Source organism: Streptomyces sp. URMC 124, assembly GCF_051386455.1.
Taxonomy (GTDB): domain Bacteria; phylum Actinomycetota; class Actinomycetes; order Streptomycetales; family Streptomycetaceae; genus Streptomyces.
The window spans coordinates 33,417-60,262 of the sequence record NZ_JBPQTS010000006.1 but is presented as its reverse complement, the minus strand read 5'-3'; the positions used below and the strand labels follow the sequence as shown (position 1 = coordinate 60,262).

The following is a 26,846-nucleotide window of genomic DNA, read 5'->3' as shown; positions in this document are numbered from 1 at the left end:
GATTGACTTGGCCTATGAGGGCGGCCATGATCTACCTGAAAGACGGCGGCAACCTGTCCGCGGCTTCACACAGCAGCACACAGCGCTCCGTTGCTGCGCATGCACGGCAACGGGCCGGAGCGTCGCTGCGGACAGGTGTCGACCATCCCCCGGCCGGTTTCTCGCCGCCCGTCTCCACGCCGTCCGCTCCTCGCCGTCCGCTCCTCATCGCCCGGCTCCCCGCCGTCAGTGCAGCACCGGTACGGCCTCCAGCAGCTGCCGCGTGTACGGGTGCTCGGGCGCGTCCCACACGCGCGCGACGGGCCCCCTCTCCACCACGCGCCCTTCCTTCATCACCATTACTTCGTCGCACAGGTAGCGCACCACGCCGAGGTCGTGGGTGACGATGCACAGGGCCATCTCCCGCTCGGCGGTCACCCTGCTCAGGACGTCGAGGATCTGCGCCCGGACGGAGACGTCCAGGGCGCTGACCGGCTCGTCGGCGAGGAGCACCGACGGGCGGGGCGCCAGGGCCCGGGCGATGGCGATGCGCTGCCGCTGCCCGCCCGAGAACTGGTGCGGATAGCGGTCGGCGGCCTCCGCGGGCAGGCCCACGTCGGCGAGGAGCCCGGCCACGCGCGCGGCGGCCGCGGACGAGCGGCGGTCCGGGAGCGGCTCGGCGATGATGTCCCGCACGCGCATGCGGGGGTCGAGCGAGGCCATGGGGTCCTGGAAGACGACCTGGAGGCCGTGGGGCGCTTGAGCTCCGTGGCCGGCCACGTGTCCGGCTGCGGCAGCCCCCCGGGCGGCTGCTTCCGGCCTTCCGGCCCCCGCTCCCGGCCCCTCCACTGTCCCCGCCGTCGGGCGGTCCAGCCCCGACAGCAGCCGCAGCAGCGTGGTCTTCCCCGACCCGGACTCGCCGACCACACCCACCCGTCCGCCCGCCCGCAGGTCCAGGTCCAGGCCCTCGAGCGCCGTGAAGTGCGTACGCGGCGCGAAGAGGCCGCGGCGGGGGCGGACGTAACGGCGGGTCAGGCCGCGGGCCTTGAGCAGCGTCCGCGGGTCGGCGGGGGCCGGGGGGCGCGGGGCCGGAACGGTCAGGTCGGAGGCCTTCATCAGGGCGCGCGTGTACGGGTGTTCCGGGCTGCGCAGCACCTGCTCGACGGGCCCGCTCTCGACGATCTCCCCTTCGTACATCACCAGGACGCGGTGGCAGACGGAGGCGACGAGCGCGAGGTCGTGGCTGATGTAGAGCACCGCCGTGCCGCGCTCGTCGGAGACGCCCGTGACGAGGTCGACGATCTCCTTCTGCACGGTGACGTCCAGGGCGGTGGTCGGCTCGTCGCAGATCAGCAGCGCGGGGCCGGCCGCGAGGGCGCCGCCGAGGACGGCGCGCTGGCGCTGGCCGCCGGAGAGCTGGTGGGGGTAGGAGCGGGCGGCCCGGGCGGGGTCGGGCAGGCGCAGCCGCTCCAGGAGGCCGACGGCGGCGGCGCGGGCCTCCGCCCGGCCGGGGCGTTCGCTGCGGGGGCCGTGCAGCCGCAGCGCTTCGGCGACCTGGGGGCCCACCTTCATGACGGGGTTGAGGGCCGTCATCGGCTCCTGGAAGACCATGCCGGCGAGGCGTCCGCGGACGGTCGACAGTTCGCGGTCCGTGGCGGCCAGGAGGTCGAACGGGACGCCGTCCAGGCGCGCACTGCCCCCGGCCCGCAGCCCCTCGCCCAGGAGGCCCAGCAGGGCGAGGGCCGTCAGCGTCTTGCCGGAGCCGGACTCCCCGATGATGCCGACGCGCTCGCCCCGGTCCACGGTGAAGCCGACGCCCCGCACGAGCGGCCGGCCGCCCGCGTCGACGGTGAGGCCGTCGACCTCCAGCAGCCTGCTCCTGCTCACCGGACACCTTCCAGCGTGGGGTCGAAGCGGTCCCGCAGGCCGTCGCCGAGGAGGTTGAGGCCGAGGACGGCCGCCGCGACGGCCAGGCCGGGCCACAGGCACAGCTCGGGCTTGTCGAAAAGGAGCTCCTGCGAGTCGAGCAGCATGCGGCCCCAGGAGGGGGTGGGCGGCGGGGTGCCGAGCCCGAGGTAGGACAGCGCGGCTTCGGCCAGCACCGCGGTCGCGAAGGCCACCGACGCCTGGACGATGACGACGTCCCGGATGTTCGGCAGGACGTGCCGGACGGCGATGGCGGCGGGCGTGCGCCGGGCCAGCCGGGCGGCGTCCACGTACTCCGCGGCCATGACGCGCAGCGTGGCGGCGCGGGCCACGCGCGCGAAGCCCGGGGCGGAGGCGATGCCGATGGCCACCATGGCGGTCAGCGTGCTGGTGCCGTAGACGGCCGCCAGCATGATGGCCAGCAGCAGGGCGGGGAAAGCCAGCAGAAAATCGCTCACTCTCATCAGCAGCGCACTGAGCGGGCCGCCCGACATGCCGGCGACGACCCCCATCGGCACCCCGATGACGACGGCGAAGCCGACGGCCACGACCCCGACGAAGACGGTGGTGCGGGCGCCGGTCATCAGCCGGCTGGCGACGTCCCGCCCGAACTGGTCGGTGCCCAGCACGTGCTCGCCGCCGGGCGGCAGGAGCCGGCGGGCGGCGTCCACGTGCGTCGGGTCGTAGGGCGTCCAGATCAGGGACAGCAGGGCCAGGGCGAGGACGAGGGCGACGAGGAGCCCCCCGGCGGTGAGCGCGGGGCGGCGGGCGAGCCGCCCGAGGAGGCCCCGGGCCTTCACCGGCGCGAGCACGCGCACGCCCGCCGGTGCGCTCACCGGGGTGTCCGCCGGTGCGTCCGCCGGCGAGTTCTCGGGCCGTTCCATGGGTGGCTGCATCAGCGGCTCCGCAGGCGCGGGTCGAGCAGGTGGTAGAGCAGGTCGGTGACGACGTTGACCACGAGCACGGCCACGACCAGGACGATCACCACGCCCTGGACGACCAGCAGGTCGCGGTCGGCGACCGACTGCAGCAGCAGGTCGCCCAGCCCCGGGATGACGAAAACCCGCTCGACCACGACGGCCCCGACGAGGACGGTGGACAGCTGCAGCCCGAGGACGGTCAGGACGGGCACCGCCGCGTTGGGCAGCCCGTGCCGCCACAGCGCGCCCCGGCGCCGACGGCCCTTGGCCCGGGCCGTGCGCAGGAAGTCCTGGTGCAGGACGGTGAGGACGGCCGAGCGCACGTAGCGGGTGAGGACCGCGCCCTGGACGAGCCCGAGGGACAGGCACGGCAGGACGAGCTGCCGCGCCCAGGCCGCCGGGTCCTCGGCGAGCGGGGTGTACCCACCGGCCGGCAGCGCCCCGGCCCGGACCGCGAAGACGTAGACGAGCAGGATGCCCGCGAGGAAGGCGGGGACCGCGATCCCGGCCTGGCTGAGCGCGGACAGCAGCGCCCCGGCCGGCCTGCGGTGCCAGGCGGCCGCCAGCACGCCCGCGGGCAGGGCGAAGAGGACGGCCACGAGCATGCCGCCGAGCGCCAGCCAGCACGTGACGCCGAAGCGGTCGGCGATCCGGGGGCCGATGGCGTCGTGGCTGACGTACGAGGTGCCGAAGTCGCCGTGCAGCAGGCCCTGCGCCCAGTCGGCGTACTGCACGACGAGCGGGCGGTCGGTGCCGAAGGAGTGGCGCAGCGCGGCCAGCTCCGCCTCGCCGGCGTTCGTGCCGAGGACGACCTCGGCCGGGTCGCCGGGCAGGACGGAGAGGAAGGCGAAGACGACGAAGCTGGCGATCACGGCGCTGATCAGCAACGATGCCGCCTTGCGCAGGTACACCCGCATGCCGGGGCCGCTTCCTACTTCTTCTTCGCCCAGCGGACGTTCGCGAGGTCGAGGCCCTCGCCGACCTGGTTGACCGGCAGGCCGGTGACGTCCTTGTCGGCCACCATCAGGTTGGGCATCAGGTAGAGCCAGTCGGCCGCGGCGTCGTCGGAGAGCAGGCGGGCGGCCTCGCGGTAGCGGGCGGCCTCGTCCTCGGGCCGGCCGGAGTCGGCGTCCTTGAGGAGCTTGGCGTAGGCGGGGTTGCCGTAGCGGAAGTAGTAGCCGGGGTCGGCGAACGTCCACAGGTCGCGTGGCTCGGTGTGGGCGATGACGGAGAGGTCGTAGTCGGCCTTGTTGTAGACCTCCGACAGCCAGCGCGCGGGGAATTCCAGGGGCTCGATCTCCGCCTTGAGCCCGACCTGCTCCAGCTGGGACTTCACGACCTGCGCGGCGGACATCGCGTACGGCATGTTGGGCACCCGGAACTTCAGGGTGCGGCCTTCGGCACCAGCCTCCTTCAGCAGCTGCCGCGCCTTGTCCGGGTCGTACGGATAGCTGCCGGTCAGGTCCTCGTACCAGGGGTCGGTGGGGCTGGCCATGGTGCCGATGAGCTTGCCGTGACCGGCGCGGGAGGTCTCCACGAGCGCCTTGTGGTCGATGGCGTGGCGCACGGCCTGGCGGACCCGCTTGTCCTTCAGCGGCTCGCGGGAGTTGTTCATCGACAGGACGACCTCGCCGGTGGAGGAGCCCTCGATGACCTGGAAGCGGTTCTTGTCGGAGAAGCGGGACAGCGACTCGGGGGCCTGGACCGTGCCGACGACGTCGATGCCCTTGGTGAGCAGGGCGTTGTTCATCGCCCCGGCGTCCTTGAAGTACTTCAGGGTGACCTTGCCGAGCTCCGGCTCGCTGCCCCAGTACGAGGCGTTGCGCTCGAGGACGATGCGGTCGCCGCGGCGGCGCTCGGCCAGCTTGAAGGGGCCCGTGCCGACCGGGTGGGCGGCGAGGTCGGCGACGCCGGTGCGGCTGAACATGGCGCCGATGCGCGTGGTCATCGCGTAGAGCCAGCCGTTGCTCGCGTGGTTCAGCGTGACCTTGACGGTGTGGTCGTCGGTCTTCTCCGCCTTGTCGACGACGTCCATCTGGCGGGCCGTCTTGAGCTTCCACTCCTTCTTCACCCGCTCGATGGAGAAGACCGCGTCGTCGGCGGTGAACTCGGCGCCGCTGGTGAACTTCACGTTCTTGCGGAGGTGGAAGGTGTACGTGCGGCCGTCGGCGGAGCGCTCGTAGCGCTCGGCCAGCAGCGGCTGGATCTTCCCCTGCTGGTCCACGCGGACCAGGCCCTCGTAGATGCTGCCCAGTGTGGCCTGCGGGACGGCCGCGCCGTCGGTGGTGGTGAAGTCGAGGCTCGCGGGTTCGGCGATGAGGCCGATGGAGAGCGATCCGGCGGGGCCGGAGCCCGGGCCGCTGCCGCCGCCGGAGCCGCACGCGGCGGCCAGGGTGCCGGCCAGGAGGGCGCAACCGGTCGCGCGGGCGGTACGTCGCAGCGCCGCCCCCGGCGCCGGCCCTGACCTTGCGGATGACTTGGCCACTGTGTCTCCGTGTCTCTGCGTCTCGCTGCCGTCTTTTCTTTCTGCGTCACCGTGCCTTCCCGGAAACTAACCACCGGCGCACTCCCCGCACCACGGAAGGGCGTGAAGGTGATCGAGTTCACGCGCAATCGCGACACTCCGCCCCCTGCGCCGCGCGGCCAACTCCATTGACCCGCCGCGGGCTTGGATTCATGATCGATGTGCTGCACACCTGCCGCAAGCGCCGAGAATCCCGAGTGGAGTCCGTATGCCTGCACCGTCCGCTGACGCAGACACCGCCGCCGTCCTCACCGAGCCCGTCACCGGACCGAGCGCGTGGCGCGCTTCCGACTTCACCGGTGAACATGACTGGACGGTCGTTCTTACCCCTGAGGAAATCGGTGAGTTGCAGTCGGCACTCGCTGCGGTGAAGAGCCGCGGACTTCCGCTCGACCGGCTCACCGTGAACGATTTCCCGCTTCCCGTTCTGGGCAAGACGTTCGAGGCGGCCGTCCACGAGCTGGAGTTCGGGCGCGGATTCACGCTGCTGCGCGGCCTTCCGGTGGAGACATGGTCACCACAGGAGGCCCGCCTGGCCGCCTGGGGCATCGCCCTGCACCTGGGCACCCCGGTCTCCCAGAACGCGGCAGGCGAACTGATCGCGCACGTCAGGGACTACGGCGAGGGCGAGGTCACCGAATCCGCCACCCGCGCCTACCGCACCCGCTCCGAGCTGCCCTTCCACACCGACAGCTCCGACATCGTGGGCCTGGTGTGCCTGCGCCAGGCGGGCGAGGGCGGCGTCAGCACCCTCAGCAGCTCCATGACCGTCCACAACCACCTCCTGGCCCACCACCGGGAGCTGCTCGGCCTGTACTACCGGGGATTCGTCTACGACCGGCGCACGGAAGAGGGCTCGGACGAGCTCCCGTACTACCGGAATTCCGTGTACGGCTATTTCGACGGGCAGTTGAGCTGCCGCTTCTACATGACGCACTACATCGACTCCGCGGTGGCGAAGTCAGGCATTCCGCTGAGCCCGATCGAGCAGCGCGCGCTACGCGTCTTCCAGGACGTGGCGGCCATGGACGAGCACCGCGTCGAGATGACCCTGCGCGCCGGAGACCTGCAGCTGCTCAACAACAACGTGGTCGTCCACGGCCGCTCCGCCTTCCGGGACGAGCCGGGCAGGCGCCGCGACCTGCTGCGCCTGTGGCTCAACACCCGGCACGCCCGGAAACTGCCCGAAGGCTTCGCCGCCTTCAGGCACGGAATGCCGCGGACTCGCTGACCTGCGGGCCGTCCGCGGGGCGCAGGCCCGGGGCGGGGGCGGGCAGGGCGATGGCCGTGAGCACGAAGCCGCCGACCGCCGCCCACCGGCCGCTGAAGCCGCCCAGCCGGACGCCGCCCACGACGGGGCCGGGCACGAGCAGCCGGGCGGAGAACGTGCCGGTGACCGGCTCGATCTCCAGCTCCGCCTCGTCGAAGTCCAGCTCCTGCCCGGTCAGCGGATACCACGTCTTGAAGACGCTTTCCTTGGCGCTGAACAGCAGCCTGTCCCAGTGCACGCGGGGCTGCTGTGCGGTCAGCCGGTCGATGGCCACGCGCTCGGACGGCAGCGAGACGACGCGCAGGACGCCCTCGGGGAGCGGCCCGTTCGGCTCGGCGTCGATGCCCACCGAGGCCAGGGCGTCGGCCCGGGCCACGACGGCCGCCTGGAAGCCGTCGCAGTGCGTCATGCTGCCGACCACGCCGTCGGGCCACTGCGGAGCGCCGCGCCGGTTGGGGACGAGGGGCACGGGCGGGAATCCGAGCCGCCCCAGCGCCCGCCGCGCACAGGCCCGTACGGCCGCGAACTCCTGCTGCCGCTTGGGCACGGCACGGGCGACGTGGGCCGCTTCCTCGGGGTAGAGGCCCAGGGCGTTCCCGTGGGGCAGGGCGAGCGGCTCCCCCGGGCGGGCGCCGGGGGCGGTGGACGGCTGCGGCGGAACGGCGAAGCTCTCCTCCGCGACGGCCTCCGCGGGCAGGATCTGCTCGATCATTCCCAGAACCCCTTCGCGCCGTCCCCGACCCTCTCCCCGGCCGGCCGGGGCAGGATCTGCCGCAGGGGCTCGCGCGGTGGGCGCGGCCGCCACTCGCGCGGGTAGCCGATGGAGACCTCCTCGAACCGCACCCCGTCGTGCCACGTGACACGCGGGATGTGGAGGTGGCCGTAGACGGCCGCGGCGGCGCGGAAGCGGATGTGCCAGTCGGCGGTCAGCTCGGTGCCGCACCACTGCGCGAAGTCCGGGTAGCGCAGGATCCTCGTGGGCTCGCGCACCAGGGGGAAGTGGTTGACCAGGACGGTGCGGTGGGCGGGGTCGACCGCGGCCAGGCGGCGCTCGGTGTACTGCACGCGCGCGTGGCACCACGTATCGCGGCCGGAGTAGGGGTCGTGGTGCAGGAAGTGCTCGTCGGCGCAGACGACTCCGGCGTCGTAGGCGCGGCGCAGCGACTCCTCCTTGGTGTGCGCCCCGGGGACGCGGAAGCTGTAGTCGTAGAGCACGAACAGCGGGGCCACGGCGACCGGGCCGCCCTCGCCCTGCCACACGGGATACGGGTCCTCGGGAGTGGCGACGCCGAGACCGCGGCACAGCTCCACCAGATGGAGATAGCGCTTCTCGCCGCGCAGGTCGACCGGATCCTGCGGGTGGGTCCACAGCTCGTGATTCCCGGGCGCCCAGACGACCTTGGCGAATCGCCCGGCGAGCAGGCGCAGCGTCCATTCGACGTCCGCGTACTGCTCACCGACATCTCCGGCCACAATGAGCCAGTCGTCGTCGCTCTCGGGCCGGAGCGTTTCGACGAGTGCGCGATTCTCTTTGTAGGCGACGTGCAGATCGCTGACGGCCAGCAGTTTTCCGTTGGGCACTGTGCGTCCTTCTCGCGTCCTTCTCGACGAATCCCCTGTGCGTACCGGAACACCGCTGTGTTCCGGCGTACTTCGAGCCGGCACGACGTACGTCTGCACCCTGCAAGGGAACTTAATACGCCCGGGGCTCCCGAAGGAACCCCTACCGGCCACGAGCATGCCCCTGCGGCCGCCCCACGTATCCTGCCCGAGACCCGAAAGGCAGCAACTGAACGGCTCCGAAGGGAAACAGCACGATGACCATGTCCCCCGCTGACAACCAAAAGTGGATTCGCCGATTCCATCCGGCGCAGGACGCCCCGGTCCGCCTCGCCTGCCTGCCACACGCCGGAGGGGCGGCGAGCTACTTCTTCCCGGTGTCGAAGGCACTCTCGCCGGCGGTCGACGTGCTGGCCGTCCAGTACCCCGGCCGGCAGGACCGGCGCACGGACCCCTGCATCGACAACCTGGCCGAACTGGCGGACCTGACCACCGAGGCGCTCCTCCCCTGGACCGACCGCCCCCTGGCCCTCTTCGGCCACAGCATGGGCGCGACCCTCGCCTACGAGGTCGCCCTGCGCCTGGAGGAGCGGGGCGTCGAGCCCACCGTCCTCTTCGCCTCCGGCCGCCGCGCCCCCTCGCGCCACCGCGAGGAGACGGTCCACCTGCGCGACGAGGCGGGACTGGTCCGGGAGCTCCGCGAGCTGAGCGGCACCGACGCCCAGATGCTGGACAACGACGAGATCCTGCAGATGGTCCTGCCCGCGCTCCGCGCCGACTACCGGGCGATAGAGACCCACCGAGCCCGCCCCGGCCTGCGCGTCAGCTGCCCCGTCCATGCCCTCACCGGCGACAAGGACCCCAAGGCCACCGTCGACGAGGTCCAGGACTGGGAGCAGCACACCACCGGGCCCTTCGAGATCAGCGTCTTCCCCGGCGGCCACTTCTACCTCAACGACCACCAGCGGGAGCTCGTCGGCCTCATCTCGGACAGCATCACGGCCCCGGCCCACTGACGCCCGTCCCGGCCCACTGACCACCGGAGACCCGCCGGGAGGCCGCCCGGGAGACCCGCCGGGAGGCCCCGCCGGCCCCCGCTGACCACTGTGTACGGAGCACCCCTCCGGAGTGTGTAGACTTGGGCGCGCTGCTGAAGCCGGTACGGATCAGGCAGCTTGCCGCCTTAGCTCAGTTGGCCAGAGCAACGCACTCGTAATGCGTAGGTCTCGGGTTCGAATCCCGAAGGCGGCTCCGAAGAGGCCCAGGTCAGACATCGTCTGACCTGGGCTTTTCGGTTTTATGGGCCCGTGCGAGTTTATGGGGCCGTGTGTGGTCAGGAACACTTCCGGCCCGCGGGCGGCGGGGTCGAGGTCAGCAGGTAGGTGTTGATCGCGTTGTCGATGCAGGCGCTGCCGCGGGTGTAGGCCGTGTGGCCGTCGCCGTCGTAGGTCAGCAGGCGGCCGGAGGAGAGCTGGGAGGCCAGCGAGCGGGCCCAGCCGTAGGGGGTCGCGGGGTCGCGGGTGGTGCCGACGACGAGGATGGGCGCCGCGCCCGGGGCCGGGATGCGGTGCGGGGTGCCGGTGGCCGCCACCGGCCAGTACCCGCAGGTCAGGGCCGCCCAGGCGAGGGGGGTACCGAAGACGGGCGAGGCCTTGCGGAAGGCCGGGAGCGCGTCGCGGACGCCGGCCGGGGAGCGGAAGGCCGGCGGGAGGTCGAGGCAGTTCACGGCCGCGTTGGCGTACATGAGGTTCTGGTACGAGCCGCGGGAGTCGCGCTCGTAATAGGCGTCGGAGAGCCTCAGCAGCTGGGCGCCGTCGCCCTGGAAAGCGGCCCGCAGGGCATTGCGCAGCAGGCCCCACGCCGCCTCGTCGTACATGGCGGTGATCACACCCGTCGTGGCGAGGCTCTCCGTGAGCCTGCGGGACTTGCCGGTGGCCAGGGGGGTCCCGTCGGCCTTCTTGAAGAGGGCGGAGAGGCGGTCGCCCGCGGCGGCCGGGTCGGTGCCGAGCGGGCAGTCCTTGCGCCGGGCGCAGTCCTCCGCGAAGGACACGAAGGCCGTCTGGAAGCCCGCGGTCTGGTCGCGGTTGATCCGCTCCGAGTCCAGGGACGGGTCGAGGGCGCCGTCGAGCACGAGGCGGCCGACGCGGGAGGGGAACAGCCCGGCGTAGGTGGCGCCGAGGAACGTGCCGTACGAGGCGCCCACGTACGTCAGCTTGGCGTCGTCCAGGGCCGCGCGCAGGACGTCCATGTCGCGGGCCGCCTCGATGGTCGACACGTGGCCCAGGACCTTGCCGGAGCGGGCGGCGCAGCCGTCGGCGAAGTGGGAGTACGCGGCGACGAGTTCCCCGGTCTCCCCGGCGTCGTCCGGGGTCTGGTCCACCTCCGTGTAGCGGTCCATCTCGGCGTCGGAGAGACAGGTGACCGGCTCGCTGCCGGCCACGCCGCGCGGGTCCATGGCCACCATGTCGTACTGGGCGCGGACGGCCGCGGGATAGCCCACGCCCGCGAAGTGCTGGAGATAGCCGACCGCCGAACCACCCGGGCCGCCCGGGTTGACCATGAGGGAGCCCAGGCGCTTGGCGTGGCCCGCGCCCGTGGCCTTCTTGCGGGAGACCGCGAGCTTGAGGTCGTCCGCCTCGCGGGGGTCGTCGTAGTCCAGCGGGGCCTTCAGCGTGGCGCATTCGAAGCCGCTCGTCCTGCAGGGGTGCCAGGCGAGCTTCTGCCCGTAGTAGGGGCGCAGGGACGCGGGGAGGTCGGTCGGCAGCGGGGTGAGCAGTGGGGCGTCCCCGGGCCTGCCCGGGCCGCCGGCGGCCTGTCCCGGGCCGCTCGCACCGCCCGGGCCACCCAGCCGGCCCAGGCCCGCGAAGGTGCCTCCGGCGCCGAAGCCGCCGAGACCGGGGAGGCCGCGGCCGCCCCTTCCCTCCCCCGCGCTCCCCGCGGACGGGGCCTGCCCGTCGCCCGGCCCGTACGCTCTCGGCGCCGCCGTCGCCCGCGGCGAGGTGTCCCCGAGGGCGGAGCCGGAGATCAGCAGCGCCGCTGCCGCGATGACGGTGCCGGAGGTACGGAACAGGCGGCTGGAGTCCATCGGCTGGTCCCTTGGTCCCTGTACGTGGTCACGGAGAATCGCTGCGTACCGACGGAGCGTATCCGTACCCCTGCGGGGTGCCGCCAGTCGCCGGGCCCAGGAGGCCTCGTATGAGTGAGAGCGCGTAACCGGACTGCTGCGCGGTCTGCGGTCTGCGGTCTGCGGTCTGCGGTTGCGCTCTGCCGTCCACGTGGCCGAACGCCTGCGGCGCGCGCCGCTCTCTCGGCCTCCGTCGGCCTCCGCTCAGTCGTCGCCCAGTCGTCGCCCAGTCGTCGCCCAGCCGTCCTCCGGCAGCCGCTCAGCCGGCCCGCAGCGCCATCGTCATCGCCTCGACCGCAAGCAGCGGGGCCACGTTCCGGTCCAGAGCGCGTCGGCAGTCGATGATCGCCTCGATGCGGCGCAGCGTCCGCTCCGGGCCGGATGCGGAAGCGACGCGCTCCAGCGCGTCCTGCATGTCCGCGTTGGCGATCTCCACGCGCGAGCGGAGCTGCAGCGCCAGGACGTCGCGGTAGAAGCCCGTCAGGTCGACCAGGGCCAGGTCGAGGCTGTCCCGCTGGGTGCGGGTGCTGCGGCGCTTCTGACGGTCCTGCAGCTCCTTCATCGCACCCGCCGTGCCGCGCGGGAGGCGACTGCCCGTACCGGCCGCCGCGCCGAGCGCCGCCCTCAGCTCCTCGGTCTCCTTGGCGTCGACCTCCTCCGCGACCTGCTTGGCGTCCTCGGCGGCCGCGTCGATCAGTTCCTGGGCCGCCTTCAGGCAGCCGCCGACGTCGTCGACGCGCAGGGGCAGCCTGAGCACCGCCGCGCGGCGGGAGCGGGCCCGCTCGTCGGTGGCCAGGCGGCGGGCGCGGCCGATGTGCCCCTGCGTGGCACGGGCCATCCGCGCGGCCAGTTCGGCGTCGATGCCGTCCCGCCGGGCGAGGATCTCCGCCACGGCGGCCACCGGCGGCGTGCGCAGGGTGAGCAGGCGGCAGCGGGACCGGATGGTCGGCAGCACGTCCTCCAGCGACGGCGCGCACAGCAGCCACACCGTACGGGGCGCGGGCTCTTCGACCGCCTTCAGCAGGACGTTGCCCGCGCCTTCCGTCAGCCGGTCGGCGTCCTCCAGGACGATCACCTGCCAGCGGCCGCCGGCCGGGGAGAGCTGGGCCCGGCGGACCAGGTCCCGGGTCTCCTTGACGCCGATCGACAGCTGGTCGGTACGGACGATCTCCACGTCCGCGTGCGTGCCCACGAGCGTGGTGTGGCAGCCGTCGCAGAACCCGCAACCGGGAGCCCCGCCGACGGCCCTGTCCGGGCTCACGCACTGCAGGGCGGCGGCGAACGCCCGCGCGGCGTCGGCCCGGCCCGAGCCGGGGGGCCCGGTGAACAGCCAGGCGTGGGTCATCGACCCGCCGCCGACGGCCGCGGCGTCCGCCGCGGGCGACTCCGCGGCGGTGACCAGGGCATCCGCGTCCCGCGCGGCGGCGGAAAGCTGCTCCGTCACCCGGTCCTGACCGACCACGTCGTCCCATACCGCCATGGCTGTCCTCCGCTTGATTGCCCTGCGACGTCCATTGTGGGCCACAGCACTGACACCGAACGCCGGGGAGAAGAACCCCCGGACGCCCGCCCGAGGCCCGTCTCTCCACTCCCGCCGCAACGGCGATCAACCTCAACGTCGCAGCGCGGCGGTGCCGGGCCACCCCGGCGCCGACAGGGCCCGGCAAGGGCCCCGGGCCCGGCACCCCGGCTCCGACAAGGCCCGGCCTCAGCCCCGGCCCCGGCCTCGGACCTGCCCGGAACCCGCCTCAGCGGCGCCGGCCGCGGCCGCCGCCCCGTTCCTCGTCGTCGCCGCGACGACCGCCCTCACGGCCGCCCCGCGGCCCCAGGAGCTCGTCCGCGAGCGTCGGCTCGTCGTCGGGGGAGGTTTCCTCCACCCAGCCCGGGCGACGGCGGCCCCTGGCGGCGGGGTCCTGCGCGTCCTCGTCCAGCTGCGGCAGCTCCCGCGTCTGCTCGGCGTCCGCCGCGCCCGTGCCCGCACCCGCGCGCTCTTCCGGCCGGAACAGCCAGTCCGGCACCCGGTCGGCCGGATCCTCGGCGCGCGCCTCCGGCCGTACCGGAGGCAGCACCTCCGTCACGTCCGTATCGGTGTCCGCATCCGCGCTCGCACCGCCGGCAGCGTCGGCAACCGGCGGCTGCGGCAGCACAGCCGTCTCCTCCGACTCCTGGGGCTCCACGCCCCAGGTGACGCGCTGCTGCTCCACAGGCCGTACGGCGACAGGCGGCAACACCTCGGTCTCGTCGGACGCACCGGAGGCACCGGACGCACCAGCCGTGCCAGCCGCCCGCGAAGCCCGCGGATCGACGCGCGGCCGCTCCACCGTGGGCGTCGTGTCCGCGGTCAGCCCGGTGAAGTCCGTATTGCGCGGATCCGGCCGGTGGACGGACGGCGTCTGGAGGACCTGCGTCTCATCCGACGAGCTCTGCGGAGCGGACGCCTCGGGGGCCACCGCCTCCTTGCGGAACGAAGGCCGCTCGACGGTCGGAGCCTCGGAACCCGAAGCCCCCGTGCCGGAAGAGCCCGGCGCGGCAGAAGCCGCAGCCGAAGCCGCCGAAGCCGCAGCCGCGGCCTCCGCGGCCACCCGCGCCTGCTCCGCCCGCAGCAGCGCCTCCTCCGCCTTGCGCTGCTTCTCCAGGCGCCGCTCCTCGGCCTCCGCGCGCAGCCGCGCTTCCTCCTCGGCCTGCTTGCGGAGCCGCTCCTGCTCGGCGGCGCGGGTGCGCTCCTCCGCCTCGCGGCGCTTGCGCTCCTCTTCCGCCTGCCTGCGGGCCTCCTCGGCACGCTGCCGGGCTTCCTCGGCGAGGCGCGCCTCTTCACGGATGCGGGCCTCTTCGGCCTCGCGCCGCTTGCGCTCCTCCTCCTCGGCGCGCAGCTTGGCGAGCTGCTCCTGGCGCTCGCGCTCCAGCCGCGCTTCCTCCGCCTTGCGCGCGGCTTCTTCCTCGGCCTTGCGCCGCGCTGCTTCCTCGGCGGCCTTGCGGGCCTTCTCGCGGGCTTCGATCTCGGCCGCGGAGAGCGGCAGGACCTGGTCGAGGCGGTGGCGTACGACGGTGGTGATGTCTTCGGGCGCCTGCCCGGCGTCCACGACGAGGTAGCGCGAGGGGTCGGCGGCGGCCAGGGTCAGGAACCCGGTGCGGACGCGGTTGTGGAACTCCATGGGCTCGGATTCGAGCCGGTCGGGCGCCTCGGTGAAACGTTCGCGCGCGGTCTCCGGGGAGACGTCGAGCAGCACGGTCAGGTGCGGCACGAGCCCGCCCGTGGCCCAGCGGTTGATGCGGGCGATCTCGGTCGGCGAGAGGTCCCGCCCGGCGCCCTGGTAGGCCACGGAGGAGTCGATGTAGCGGTCGGAGATGACGATCGCGCCGCGCTGCAGGGCGGGCTGGACGACGGAGTCGACGTGCTCGGCGCGGTCGGCCGCGTAGAGCAGCGCCTCCGCGCGGTCGGACAGGCCGGCCGACGAGACGTCCAGCAGGATCGCGCGGAGCCGCTGCCCGATGGGCGTGGCGCCGGGCTCGCGGGTGACCACGACCTCGTGGCCCTTGGAGCGGATCCACTCGGCGATGGCCCGCACCTGCGTGGACTTGCCGGCGCCGTCTCCGCCCTCGAAGGCGAGGAAGAAGCCCGTCGTGGCGGGGGTCTGGTCGGGGTCGCCGCCGCGCAGCACGTCCAGCAGGTCGCGGCGGAAGGGCACGCCGTGCCGGTCGTCGGTCTTGCCGAGCACGATGGCTCCGACGGGCAGCAGCAGCGCGCCGACGAGCATCAGCGTGAAGGCGGCCCCTCCGTGCGCGAAGACGAAACTGCCGCTCTCCAGCCGGTGCGGTCCGATGGCGGCGGCGAGCAGCGGCGCGGCGACGGCGCCCAGCGCGGCCGTGACGCGGACGACGGCGTGCAGGTGGTCGGTCGTACGGGGCCGGCGGGCCTCTTCCGTCTCCTGGTCGAGGAGGGCGTGGCCGGTGTTGGCGGCGACGCCCGCGCAGACGCCGGCGAGCAGTACGAGCAGGAGGACCGTGGTGGGGTCGGGCACGAGGCCCGCCGCGAGCAGTGCCAGGCCGGTCAGGGCGATGGACAGCGCGAGCAGGCGACGCCGGGAGAAGCCGGGCAGCACCTTGACGGCGCTGCGGATGCCGATGACGGGCCCGCCGGAGAGGGCGAGGACGAGCAGGCCGAAGGCCACGGGCCCGCCGCCGAGGTCGACGGCCTGGAGGGCGGCCACGCCGACGGCGGCGGCAATGGCGCCCGCGACGGCCGCGCAGGCCAGGACGAGCACCGGGATGGCGCCCGTACGGCCGGTGTCCGGCGTCCGCCCGGCGTTCGGGCCCTGGGTGGTCTTGGGGCGGCGCAGGCCCTCCAGCGGGGAGCGCACGCGCGGCGACTTCGCGCCGGGCAGTTCCAGGAAGTAGAGGATGGCGCCCGAGACGCCGAACAGGACGGCCGCGAGGAACGACCCGAGGGCCGCCTGATGCTGGTGGAACCAGTCGATGCCGGCGCCGAGCAGATTGCCGATCAGCGTGACGGCGAGGAGCGCGGCCGCGGCGAGGGGCAGCGAGACGAAGCTCGTGCGCAGCGACAGGCGCCGCAGCGCGTCGTAGTGATCGGGCAGGGGGCGCACCGCCGAGCCCTCGACGGGGGGCGCGGGCAGGAGCGCGGGGGCCGCGCTGTCCTTGACGACCGTCCACACGCGCTCGGCGACGCCGATCACGAAGGCGGAGATCAGCAGGAAGGCGAGCGCACGGCTCCCGGTCCAGTCGAGCCACAGGGGCGCGACGGCCAGCAGACCGAACCGGACCCCGTCCGCGCCGATCATGGTCCACCGGCGGTCGAGGGGACCGGCCGGGGCGATGAGCGAGGACAGCGGCCCGAGCAGCACCGCGCCGAAGAGGAGGGTCGCCAGCAGCCGTGCCGCGAGGACCGCGGCGACGGCGAGGGCCGCGCCTCGGTAACCGCCCCCGAAGGAGCCCTCCGCGACGGCCGCCTGCAGCGAGAGCAGCAGAAGGACGAGGAGGGCGAGGGAGTCTCCGACACCGCCGGCGAACTGGGCGTTCCACAGCCGCCGCAGCGGTGGGAAGCGCAGCAGGGACCGGACGGCACGCTCGCGGGAGTCCGCGGCTAGGGCGCCGGAGGTGGAGGTCACCACGGTTGGCTGCTCGGCTCGCGTCATCCTGCCAGCCTATCCGGCCTGTCCGGGCTTCCGCGTTTCTGCCCGAACATGCGCCCGAACGAATGGATGGCCCACCGACGCTGACGGCGCGGACGGGGGAAGCCCCCGCCGCGCCGTCGGCCGGTCACTCGTCGGCGGCCTGTGCGGCCGCGGCCACCTTCTTCGCGGCGGTCGTCTTCTTGGCGGCCGTCTTGGTGGCCGTCTTGGACGCCGTCGTCTTCTTCGCGGTCGTCGTCTTCTTCGCCGCGGTCTTCTTGGCCGCCGTCTTCTTGGCGGCGGTCTTCTTCGCCGGCGCCTTCTTCGCGGGGGCCTTCTTGGCCGTCTTCTTCGCCGGGCCCTTGGCGCGCTTCTCCGCCAGGAGCTCGTAGCCGCGCTCCGGGGTGATCGTCTCGACGTCGTCGTCACGGCGCAGGGTGGCGTTGGTCTCGCCGTCCGTCACGTACGGGCCGAAGCGGCCGTCCTTGACCACGACCGGGCGCTCGCTGACGGGGTCGGTGCCCAGCTCCTTCAGCGGCGGCTTGGCCGCGGCGCGCCCGCGCTGCTTGGGCTGGGCGTAGATGGCCAGGGCCTCGTCCAGGGTGATGCTGAAGAGCTGGTCCTCGGTCTCCAGCGACCGCGAGTCGGTGCCCTTCTTCAGATAAGGGCCGTAGCGGCCGTTCTGCGCGGTGATCTCGACGCCCTCGGCGTCGGTGCCCACGATGCGCGGCAGCGACATCAGCCGGAGCGCGTCGTCCAGGGTGACCGTGTCCAGGGACATCGACTTGAAGAGCGAGGCGGTGCGCGGCTTGACCGCGTTCTTGCCGGTCTTCGGGGTGCCCTCGGGGAGGATCTCCGTCACGTACGGGCCGTAGCGGCCGTCCTTGGCGACGATCTGGTGCCCGGTGCCCGGGTCGGTGCCCAGCTCGAAGTCCCCGCTGGGCTTGGCGAGCAGCTCCTCGGCGTACTCGACGGTCAGCTCGTCGGGCGCGAGGTCGCCGGGGACGTCGGCCCGCTGGTGGCCCTCGGAGTCCTTCTCGCCGCGCTCGACGTACGGGCCGTAGCGGCCCACGCGCAGCACGATGCCCTCGCCGACCGGGAAGGAGGACACCTCGCGGGCGTCGATCGCACCGAGGTCGGTGACGAGCTCCTTGAGGCCGCCGAGGTGGTCGCCGTCGCCGTTGCCGGCCTCGGCGGCGCCGCCCGCGGCGCCTTCGGTGCCCTCGCCGAAGTAGAACCGGCGCAGCCACGGCACGGCCTGGGCCTCGCCGCGGGCGATGCGGTCGAGGTCCTCCTCCATGGAGGCGGTGAAGTCGTAGTCGACGAGCCGGCCGAAGTGCTTCTCCAGCAGGTTGACGACGGCGAAGCTCAGGAAGGACGGGACGAGCGCCGTGCCCTTCTTGAAGACGTAGCCGCGGTCGAGGATGGTGCCGATGATCGACGCGTAGGTCGACGGGCGGCCGATCTCCCGCTCCTCCAGCTCCTTGACCAGCGAGGCCTCGGTGTAGCGGGCGGGGGGCTTGGTGGCGTGGCCGTCGGCCGTGATCTCCTCGGCCGTGAGCGGGTCGCCCTCGGTGACCTGCGGGAGGCGGCGCTCGCGGTCGTCGAGCTCGGCGTTCGGGTCGTCCGCGCCCTCCACGTAGGCCTTCATGAAGCCGTGGAAGGTGATGGTCTTGCCGGAGGCGGTGAACTCGGCGTCCCGGCCGTCGCTCGCCCGGCCGCCGATCCGCACGGTGACCGAGTTGCCCGTCGCGTCCTTCATCTGGGAGGCGACGGTCCGCTTCCAGATCAGCTCGTAGAGCCGGAACTGGTCGCCGGTCAGGCCGGTCTCGGCGGGCGTGCGGAAACGATCACCCGAAGGCCGGATCGCCTCGTGCGCCTCCTGGGCGTTCTTGACCTTGCCGGCGTACGTGCGCGGCTTCTCCGGCAGGTAGTCGGCGCCGTAGAGCTGGGTGACCTGCGCACGGGCCGCGTTCACGGCGGTGTCGGACAGCGTCGTGGAGTCCGTACGCATGTAGGTGATGAAGCCGTTCTCGTACAGCTTCTGGGCCACCTGCATCGTGGCCTTCGCGCCGAAGCCCAGCTTGCGCGAGGCCTCCTGCTGCAGCGTCGTCGTGCGGAACGGGGCGTACGGCGAGCGGCGGTACGGCTTGGACTCGACCGAGCGCACCGAGAACGAGGCCTCGGCGAGGGCGGCGGCCAGCGCGCGGGCGTTGGCCTCGTCCAGGTGGAGCACCTGGGCGGCGTCCTTCAGGCGGCCGTTCGAGCCGAAGTCGCGGCCCTGGGCCACGCGCCGGCCGTCGACCGAGGCCAGGCGGGCGGTGAGGGTCGCGGGGTCGCTGTTGTCACCGGAGCGGCCGGTGCCGAAGGTGCCGGTGAGGTCCCAGTACTCGGCGGAGCGGAAGGCGATGCGCTCGCGCTCCCGCTCGACGACGAGACGGGTGGCCACGGACTGCACGCGGCCGGCCGACAGCCGCGGCATGACCTTCTTCCACAGGACCGGCGAGACCTCGTAGCCGTAGAGGCGGTCGAGGATGCGGCGGGTCTCCTGGGCGTCGACGAGCTTCTTGTTCAGCTCGCGCGGGCTGGCGACGGCGGCCTGGATCGCGTCCTTGGTGATCTCGTGGAAGACCATGCGGCGGACGGGCACCTTGGGCTTGAGGACCTCCTGCAGGTGCCAGGCGATGGCCTCGCCCTCGCGGTCCTCATCGGTGGCGAGGAAGAGCTCGTCGGACTCGGCCAGCAGCTCCTTGAGCTTCTTGACCTGATCCTTCTTGTCGTGGTTCACGACGTAGATCGGCTGGAAGTCCTTCTCGACGTTGACGCCGAGCCGGGCCCAGGACTCGCCCTTGTACTTCGCCGGGACCTCGGCGGCCCCGTTCGGCAGGTCACGGATGTGCCCGACGCTCGCCTCGACGACGTATCCGGGGCCGAGGTAGCCCTTGATCGTCTTCGCCTTGGCAGGCGACTCGACGATGACGAGTCGGCGGCCGCCCTTTGCGGTCTCGCTGGTCGGGGACAACTTCGCTCTTCTTCCGGTCGGCACTCGGTGTGGGCGCTGCGGTGACGCTGCGGAGTGTGACGGTACATCCCGCCCCCGTGTCAAACGGAAAAAGCCCGCAACGCCACTCGAACGGTAACCCGATGTACGTTCTAACCAGCACGGTATCCAACATCACACTCTTAGGGTCGTAATGAAGGCTACGTCCACTCCGCCCCCGGTGCCGCGCTTCACAGGGCCCTGGCCAAGGGTGTGACGGCAGAGGAACGGACGGCGGGCCGCGCGCCGCAAGGGCGCGGGCTTGGACCCGAAAGAGTCATGAAAGCCCGGGCGATCCTGCCGATCCTGCCGATCTGCCGATCCTTGACATGGCCCTGCCCGAGGTATCGGGCGCGTATGCGCCCGGACGGACCACGGACCACAGGTTGTCCTGAAAACGATGTCCAGAATTGTGGTCCGCAAACACCTGCGGGGCGTGGGGGCCGTCACGTGTCCCTTGGGGCATTGTCAGTGGCACGCGCTTCAATGCGGGCATGACCGACGCCGCCGCCGAGCTCGACACCGTCCACGACCTCATACCGAGGCTGCCGGCCCCGGAGGCGCTCCTGCAGCACTGCAGGGCGCTGGCCGTGCTGGACGTCGTCTTCGAACGCGACCACCCCGGGGAACGGCAGCACACCTTCCACCCCCGCTGGGACGACGACACCGCACTCGCCGCGATGGACAACGGCATCGGCGATCTCTACGGCGTCGTCTTCGCCCCGGCGGGCGTGTTCCTCTACTGCTTCGACCACGAGTGTGCCGCCACGCCGTGGCGCGAGGAGCCGCGTGCCCACTGGCCCGGGCTGCTCGACGGGCTGCCCGCGGCGTTCGCCGCGTACCCGGCCGAGGAGGCGTTCTCGTTCGACGGCTTCTTCGACGCCACGCTCTGCGCCTGGCGCGAGAGCGGCGCCGACGCATGGCAGTGCGGCCCGGTGGAGTTCGAGGACGGTGACACGGACGGCGCCTGGCTCTTCGAGCTGCTGGTGGACGGCAGCCCGGAAGCCCGCGCCGAGGCCTGCGCGGAGTACGTCGCGGACTACTGGGAACGCTCCGTGGACCGCGCCGCCGTGGCGTCCGTCCTCGCGGGCGAGCCCCTCACGGAGGCCATCGTCGCCGCGCTCAACCCCTCCGCGGACTTCACCGCAGTCGCGGAGGAAGCCGCCGCCCTGGGCTTCCCGGTCGCGGTGGCGAGCGTCGCACCGTGACCGGGAAGCCGTGACGGAAAACACGCCCTGATCAGGGGCGGCTCCTGCTCCTGGCCCTGCTCCTGGCCCTGCTCCTGGCCTTGTCGTTCCCTGCTCCTGGCCCTGCTGCGCCGTTATTCGGCCACAGGCGTGAGGAACCCCTGTTCCACGAGCATCCGGATCGACTCCGGCGTCCGGTCCCGCAGCAGCACCGGGTCCTCGCCGATCAGCTGGGCGATGGCGTCGAGGATCCGGCCGGCGCTGAGGGAGCCGTCGCACACGCCCGCGAAACCCGCGCCGACGGTGTCCACCTTGGTGGCCCGCCGCATGCCGCGGTTCTGGCGGAGCACCACGTGCTCGGGGTCCTCCGCGCCGGGCAGGCCGACCTGCTCCTGCACGACCTCGTCGGCCAGGGCGAAGCGGGCGGCGAGCAGCGCGGCGTCGTCGTGTGTGCGCAGGAAGTCCTGCCGGTCGAAGTGGGCGCGGACGGCCGGGCCGAGCGGCTGCTCGACCGGGTGCGGCCACTCCTCCGCTACGACGGACGGCCGGTCCGCACCCGACTTGCGCAGCGTGATCCAGCCAAATCCGATGCCCTTGGTCTTGCGGGCCTCGAACTCGTCCAGCCAGGCGTCGTAGCGCGCCGCGTACTCCTCCGGGCCGGCGCGGTGGTCGCCCGCGTCGCGCAGCCACAGCTCGGCGTACTGGGCGACGTCCTGCACCTCGCGCTGGACGATCCAGGCGTCGCAGCCCCGCGGCACCCAGGACGAGAGCCGCTCGCGCCAGTCCTCACCCTCCACGTGCTGCCAGTTGGCGAGCAGCTGGCAGTAGCCGCCGTCGTTGAGCCGGTCGGCGGACTGCTGGACCAGGGTGCGGCACAGGTCGTCGCCGCCCATGCCGCCGTCGCGGTACGTCAGGCGCGCGCCGGGCGAGATGACGAACGGCGGGTTGGAGACGATCAGGTCGAAGGTGTCCTGGGCGACCGGTTCGAAGAGCGAGCCCTCGCGCAGGTCGGCCTCGGCGGCGCCGGACAGCTCCAGGGTGAGGCGCGTGATGTGCAGGGCGCGCGGGTTGAGGTCCGTCGCGGTCACGCGCGTGGCGTGCTGACTCGCGTGCAGCGCCTGGATGCCGGAGCCCGTACCCAGGTCGAGGGCGCTTGCGACGGGCGTGCGGACGGTGAGGCCGGCCAGGGTGGTCGAGGCGCCGCCGACGCCGAGGACGAGCTGCGCGCGGTCCACTCCCGAGGGCCCGCTCCCGCCTCCGGCGATGCCGCCGGCCCCGCCGACCGCGCAGCCGAGGTCGGAGACGATCCACCAGTCCTGCCCCTCCGGGCCGCCGTACGGGCGCACATCCACGGTGGCGCGCACCTCGTCCCCGTCGCGCACGAGCCAGCCTCCGGCGAGGCAGTCGTCGACGGGCAGCGCGGCCGCGGCCCGTGCGTACGGGGCCGGGCGCTGCAGCAGGAAGAGCCGTACGAGCGTCTCCAGCGGGCCGTCGCCGCGCGTGGCGCGCAGGGCGGGCACGGTCTCGCTGCGGGCGAGAGCGGCGTAGGCGGGGGCGCCCAGCAGGTCGAGGAGACCGTCGGCGGTGAAGGCGGCGGCGAGGAGGGCGTCGCGCAGGCGGGAGGTGCGCGCGCGGTCGGCGGCGGGAAGGAGCGTACTCACGGCACCATTGTCGGGGGCGGCACCGGCAAATGACGAAAGCGGCGGGGTGCGGCGTCGCGTCCGTGGGGACGCGGCACGGCAGCCCGCCGCTCGCCCGAACGGTCCTCCGGGACGACTGTCCGGGGCGGCCCTTCGGTCAGCTCTTCGGGCCGCGGCTCTTCGGTCAGCTTTTCGGGCCGCAGCTCTTCGGTCAGCTCTTCCCCGGCGCCGGGGAGAGCGAGTTCTTCTGGCAGCCCGGCTGCTTGGCCATGGCCTTGCCGACGTCGCCCGACTGCAGCTTCTTGAGCGCCTCGGAGCTCTGGCCGCTGAGCTTGGAGATGTCCCCGCCGATGGCCCGGAGGCCCTCGCCGAACTTGTTCTTGTCACCGGTGTCGAGGGCGTCGCTGCGCTTCTTCAGGTTCGCGTACGCCGTGGAGAGGTCGTTGAGCGCCTTGACGGCGTTCTTCTGGCTCGTCTCGCCGTCCTTGACGGGCGGAGCACCCGCGTCCTGCACCGCGTTGGCGAGCGCCTTGTACGCGTCGACGCTGACCTGGAAGCCCGCGGAGTCGGTCTGCTGGACCTTCTTGGAGTCCTCCTCGGTCTGGACGCTCGCGATCGACTTGTTGGCTTCCAGGATCTTCTTCACCTGGGGCTGCATCTGGTCGCAGACCTTCATGGCCCAGGCGTCCAGCTTCTTCTTGCTCTCGTCCTCGTCGCCGCCGCAGCCGGTCAGCGCCAGCAGGAGCGCCGTACCGCCGGACAGTGCGGCCGCAAGCTTCTTGTTCACCGGATCGGTCCCTTCGATGGCTCTCGGCCCGGAACTTACACGTCCGAGCGGGACCGCCCAGGAGGCGAGCACACCATATGCCTCCTTTTGAAGCCATTTGCACCAAGCGCAGCGTGGCATTCACCGCACCCGTGCCGGCAGCGCAACCACACGCCACCGGCCCGGGCCCGACCTGCCGCCGCTCTCGCAGCTGCCGGCGCTGTCACAGCTGTCACAGCTGCCGCAGCTGCCGCTGCATCAGTTCTTCACGACACCACCGCCGGATCGACCGGCTTCGACGCCCGTTCGGCGTTCCCGTCGTCGTCCACGGCGACCCCTCGCCGCTTGGAGACGTACACCGCACCGACGATGACGACGATCGCCAGCACCGCAACCCCGATCCGTACGCCCTTGTTGGCATCGACGCCGTAGGAGAACTTGACCACTGCAGGGGCTATCAGCAACGCCACCAGGTTCATCACCTTCAGCAGCGGGTTGATGGCCGGCCCGGCGGTGTCCTTGAACGGGTCGCCGACCGTGTCGCCGATGACCGTCGCCGCGTGCGCCTCGCTGCCCTTGCCGCCGTGGTGCCCGTCCTCCACCAGCTTCTTGGCGTTGTCCCAGGCGCCGCCGGAGTTGGCGAGGAAGACGGCCATCAGGGTGCCGGTGCCGATGGCCCCGGCCAGGTACGAGCCGAGCGCGCCGACGCCGAGCGAGAACCCGACCGCGATGGGCGCCATCACGGCCAGCAGCCCGGGCGTGGCGAGTTCGCGCAGCGCGTCCTTGGTGCAGATGTCCACCACGCGCCCGTACTCCGGCTTCTCGCTGAAGTCCATGATCCCGGGGTGCTCGCGGAACTGCCGCCGCACCTCGTAGACCACCGCTCCCGCCGACCGCGACACGGCGTTGATCGCCAGCCCCGAGAAGAGGAAGACGACGGCGGCTCCGAGGATGAGCCCGACGAGGTTGTTGGGCTGCGAGATGTCCAGACTCAGGCCCAGCTCACCGGATTTCGCGTGGACGTCCTTCACCGCGGTGGCGATCGCGTCGCGGTACGAGCCGAAGAGCGCCGACGCCGCCAGGACGGCCGTGGCGATGGCGATGCCCTTCGTGATGGCCTTGGTGGTGTTGCCGACCGCGTCGAGGTCGGTGAGCACCTGCGCGCCGGCGCCCTCGACGTCACCGGACATCTCGGCGATGCCCTGGGCGTTGTCGGAGACCGGGCCGAAGGTGTCCATGGCGACGATGACGCCCACGGTGGTCAGCAGTCCGGTGCCGGCGAGCGCGACGGCGAACAGGGCCAGCATGATCGACGTGCCGCCGAGCAGGAACGCCCCGTAGACGCCCAGCGCGATGAGCACGGCCGAGTAGACGGCGGACTCCAGGCCGATGGAGATGCCCGCGAGGACGACCGTCGCCGGTCCGGTCAGGGACGTCTTGCCGATGTCCCGCACGGGCCGCCGGCTGGTCTCGGTGAAGTACCCCGTGAGCTGCTGGATGAGCGCGGCGAGGACGATGCCGATGGCCACCGCCACGAGCGCGAGCACCCTCGGGTCACCGGCGTGGCCGCGGATGGCCTCGTCCCCGATGCCCTTCAGGTCGGCATAGCTGGAGGGGAGGTACGCGAACACCGCGACGGCCACCAGGGCGAGCGAGATGACGGCCGAGATGAAGAACCCGCGGTTGATGGCGGTCATCCCGCTGCGGTCGGCGCGGCGCGGCGCCACCGCGAAGATGCCGATCATCGCCGTGAGCACGCCGATCGCGGGGACGAGCAGGGGGAAGGCGAGCCCGGCGTCGCCGAAGGCGGCCTTGCCGAGGATCAGCGCGGCGACCAGCGTCACGGCGTACGACTCGAAGAGGTCGGCGGCCATGCCCGCGCAGTCGCCGACGTTGTCCCCCACGTTGTCCGCGATGGTGGCGGCGTTGCGCGGGTCGTCCTCGGGAATGCCCTGTTCGACCTTGCCGACGAGGTCGGCGCCGACGTCCGCCGCCTTCGTGAAGATGCCGCCGCCGACCCTCATGAACATCGCCAGCAGTGCCGCTCCGAAGCCGAATCCCTCCAGCACCTTGGGCGCGTCGGCGGCGTAGACGAGCACCACGCAGGAGGCGCCCAGCAGGCCGAGCCCCACGGTGAACATCCCGACGACGCCACCCGTCCGAAACGCAATCTTCATGGCCTTGTGGGAAACGGCCGTCAGGTCCTTCTCGGGCTCGCCCGCCGCCGGGGTGGCCTCGCGGGCCGCTGCGGCGACCCGCACGTTGCTGCGCACGGCCAGCCACATGCCGATATAGCCGGTGGCCGCCGAGAAGAGCGCTCCGATCAGGAAGAACAGCGAACGCCCGATGCGCTGCGACCAGTTGTCGGCCGGCAGGAGCATCAAGAGGAAGAACACCGCCACGGCGAATACGCCCAGCGTGCGCAACTGCCGTGCGAGATAGGCGTTCGCGCCTTCCTGCACCGCCGCCGCGATCCTTCTCATGCTGTCGGTTCCCTCGCCCGCCGCGAGGACCTGCCGCACCAGGGCGACGGCGACCACGAGCGCCGCGAGTGCGACGGCCGCGATCACGATCACCATGGTGCGGTTGCCCTGGGTGAGTTCGGCTGCGAGGTGCTGAGTGAAGTCCACCTGTCGAGGGGTGAAGGGCCCCGCCATTCGTCCTCCCTGACGTTTGGCACATGGGCGCGCAGCTGACCCGCGATCACGAAAAGGGAGATCACGGAGCAGCGGCCACGCTCAGGCGTCCTGAGCTCAAGATGGACGGATTGTAGGGAGCATGGCGAGATCAAAACAGAGCGCGGCAAATGGAATTGGCCTGTGCAAGTGAAGATCGAGTGAATGATCCGCCGGATAAACGATCGCGGACGGAGATCCGGAAGGGCGATCATTGGCGATCAACGGGGATCACCGGGGGCATGGCAGCGATCAGCGGCACCCCGGAAAAAGGGGTTCCATACGAGATCAATTCCGGAGATCGCCTGAATCCCCGGATTCACCGGACCCGTCGGAAGGTCATCAATGGGTCCGGAGGCGTCGCACCCAGAGGCGCACGGAGATCTGCGGCCATGAGACGCCGCCGGCAGGGGCAGGCCGGGGAAAGATCGCGGAATTATGGCTGCTCGGTCCGCAAGGGGCCGGTGCATCCCGCGACGGCCCGTCCAGCGGGCGTCATCGGAACGGCCGCGCAGGGCAGCCGGGAGTTACGGCCGTCGAAGGAGGGCCTACTACGGCGATGTGTCCGGGCGGACTACGGCGCCACGGCAGCAGGGGCGATCGGCCAGCTCATCCGGATCAGCCCGCCGCGCTCGTCGGCCGTCACCTCGACGTCGTCGACCAGGCCGCTGATGACCGCGAGGCCCATGTCGTCCTCGCTGTCGGCACCGCTCTCCTCGGGGCCGCCCGCGGCGTGCTCCGAGCCGTTCGCGGCAGCGAGCGCCTCCGGCGAGGGACCGGGGGCGTCGTCCCCGACCTCGATGGAGAACTTCTTCTCGTCCTCGATCAGCGTCACCCGGACGGGGGTGCTCACCTCATGGGTGATGTGCAGCCCCACCGCGCGCGAGCACGCCTCGCCCACGGCGAGCCGGACCTCGTCCAGCACGGCCTCGTCCACGCCGGCACGGCGCGCCACCGCGGCCGCCACCAGCCGGGCGGTCCGGACATGCTCGGGAAGGGCACTGAAGAGCAGTTCGACGGTGGCCATGCCATCCCCCTCGGTCGTACGTGCCCTCTCCCCGCATCCGGAAAAGGGCGGACTCACGAGGGGGCCGGACCCGCGAGCC

The 26,846-nt window shown here is 72.4% G+C and carries 17 protein-coding genes and 1 tRNA gene; 4 read left to right on the top strand and 14 right to left on the bottom strand.

Annotation, left to right across the window (positions count from 1 at the left end):
• Positions 1–225: 225 nt before the first annotated feature.
• From ACSNOG_RS02270 to ACSNOG_RS02255, 4 genes are read right to left on the bottom strand one after another with little or no spacing between them, the layout of a single operon-like run.
• Positions 226–1,866, bottom strand: a complete 1,641-nt coding sequence (locus ACSNOG_RS02270) for a dipeptide ABC transporter ATP-binding protein (RefSeq protein ID WP_436750792.1) — start codon at positions 1,864–1,866, stop codon at positions 226–228.
• A complete protein-coding gene (locus ACSNOG_RS02265) occupies positions 1,863–2,801 on the bottom strand; it encodes an ABC transporter permease (RefSeq protein ID WP_436750791.1) in 939 nt (312 codons plus the stop codon). The genes ACSNOG_RS02270 and ACSNOG_RS02265 overlap by 4 nt, the downstream gene beginning before the upstream one ends.
• A complete protein-coding gene (locus ACSNOG_RS02260) occupies positions 2,801–3,742 on the bottom strand; it encodes an ABC transporter permease (RefSeq protein ID WP_436750790.1) in 942 nt (313 codons plus the stop codon). The genes ACSNOG_RS02265 and ACSNOG_RS02260 overlap by 1 nt, the downstream gene beginning before the upstream one ends.
• 14 nt (positions 3,743–3,756) lie before the next feature.
• Positions 3,757–5,310 (bottom strand): ABC transporter substrate-binding protein, encoded by a 1,554-nt coding sequence (locus ACSNOG_RS02255; protein WP_436750789.1) that lies wholly within the window; start codon positions 5,308–5,310, stop codon positions 3,757–3,759.
• 247 nt (positions 5,311–5,557) lie between these two features.
• Here ACSNOG_RS02255 and ACSNOG_RS02250 point away from each other — a divergent pair, with 247 nt between their 5' ends.
• Positions 5,558–6,580, top strand: coding sequence for a TauD/TfdA family dioxygenase (locus tag ACSNOG_RS02250; RefSeq protein WP_436750788.1), 1,023 nt, complete (start codon positions 5,558–5,560; stop codon positions 6,578–6,580).
• On the opposite strand, the gene ACSNOG_RS02245 is transcribed toward ACSNOG_RS02250, so the two are convergent.
• Both ACSNOG_RS02245 and ACSNOG_RS02240 read right to left on the bottom strand, forming a co-directional pair.
• Positions 6,552–7,331 carry a 4'-phosphopantetheinyl transferase family protein gene (locus ACSNOG_RS02245; protein WP_436750787.1) on the bottom strand — a complete coding sequence of 260 codons (780 nt, stop codon included), beginning with the start codon at positions 7,329–7,331 and terminating at the stop codon, positions 6,552–6,554. The two genes, ACSNOG_RS02250 and ACSNOG_RS02245, sit on opposite strands and share 29 nt — an antisense overlap.
• Positions 7,328–8,200, bottom strand: coding sequence for a metallophosphoesterase family protein (locus ACSNOG_RS02240; RefSeq protein ID WP_436750786.1), 873 nt, complete (start codon positions 8,198–8,200; stop codon positions 7,328–7,330). The genes ACSNOG_RS02245 and ACSNOG_RS02240 overlap by 4 nt, the downstream gene beginning before the upstream one ends.
• Positions 8,201–8,436: 236 nt before the next feature.
• On the opposite strand from ACSNOG_RS02240, the gene ACSNOG_RS02235 reads away from it, so the two are divergent.
• The gene (locus ACSNOG_RS02235; RefSeq protein ID WP_436750785.1) at positions 8,437–9,195 is read left to right on the top strand and encodes a thioesterase II family protein; all 759 of its coding nucleotides are present in this window, start codon (positions 8,437–8,439) and stop codon (positions 9,193–9,195) included.
• Between the two features lie 161 nt (positions 9,196–9,356).
• Positions 9,357–9,430 (top strand) — tRNA-Thr (locus tag ACSNOG_RS02230).
• An 82-nt stretch (positions 9,431–9,512) separates the two neighbouring features.
• Here ACSNOG_RS02230 and ACSNOG_RS02225 read toward each other — a convergent pair.
• From ACSNOG_RS02225 to topA, 4 genes are all read right to left on the bottom strand, one after another.
• A complete protein-coding gene (locus ACSNOG_RS02225) occupies positions 9,513–11,264 on the bottom strand; it encodes an alpha/beta hydrolase (protein ID WP_436750784.1) in 1,752 nt (583 codons plus the stop codon).
• Positions 11,265–11,562: 298 nt separating this feature from the next.
• Positions 11,563–12,783, bottom strand: coding sequence for a DNA polymerase III subunit delta' (locus ACSNOG_RS02220; protein ID WP_436750783.1), 1,221 nt, complete (start codon positions 12,781–12,783; stop codon positions 11,563–11,565).
• Between the two features lie 268 nt (positions 12,784–13,051).
• Positions 13,052–16,456, bottom strand: coding sequence for a dTMP kinase (gene tmk, locus ACSNOG_RS02215; protein WP_436750782.1), 3,405 nt, complete (start codon positions 16,454–16,456; stop codon positions 13,052–13,054).
• A 124-nt stretch (positions 16,457–16,580) separates the two neighbouring features.
• Positions 16,581–19,454: a type I DNA topoisomerase gene (gene topA, locus ACSNOG_RS02210; RefSeq protein WP_436750781.1), complete on the bottom strand. Its 2,874-nt coding sequence runs from the start codon at positions 19,452–19,454 to the stop codon at positions 16,581–16,583.
• Positions 19,455–19,966: 512 nt separating this feature from the next.
• Between topA and ACSNOG_RS02205 the strand changes: the two genes are divergently transcribed.
• On the top strand, positions 19,967–20,680 hold the full coding sequence (locus ACSNOG_RS02205; protein ID WP_436750780.1) for a hypothetical protein: 714 nt from the start codon (positions 19,967–19,969) through the stop codon (positions 20,678–20,680).
• Between the two features lie 113 nt (positions 20,681–20,793).
• Here ACSNOG_RS02205 and ACSNOG_RS02200 read toward each other — a convergent pair whose 3' ends face one another.
• From ACSNOG_RS02200 to ACSNOG_RS02185, 4 genes are all read right to left on the bottom strand, one after another.
• Complete coding sequence (locus tag ACSNOG_RS02200) at positions 20,794–22,320, bottom strand: DUF7059 domain-containing protein (protein WP_436750779.1); 1,527 nt, start codon at positions 22,318–22,320, stop codon at positions 20,794–20,796.
• Positions 22,321–22,510: 190 nt separating this feature from the next.
• Positions 22,511–23,086 carry a small secreted protein gene (locus ACSNOG_RS02195; RefSeq protein ID WP_436750778.1) on the bottom strand — a complete coding sequence of 192 codons (576 nt, stop codon included), beginning with the start codon at positions 23,084–23,086 and terminating at the stop codon, positions 22,511–22,513.
• A gap of 245 nt (positions 23,087–23,331) precedes the next feature.
• Entirely contained in the window at positions 23,332–25,722 is a 2,391-nt protein-coding gene (locus ACSNOG_RS02190; RefSeq protein WP_436750777.1) for a sodium-translocating pyrophosphatase, read from the bottom strand.
• 592 nt (positions 25,723–26,314) lie between these two features.
• Complete coding sequence (locus ACSNOG_RS02185) at positions 26,315–26,767, bottom strand: ATP-binding protein (protein WP_436750776.1); 453 nt, start codon at positions 26,765–26,767, stop codon at positions 26,315–26,317.
• Positions 26,768–26,846: the final 79 nt, after the last annotated feature.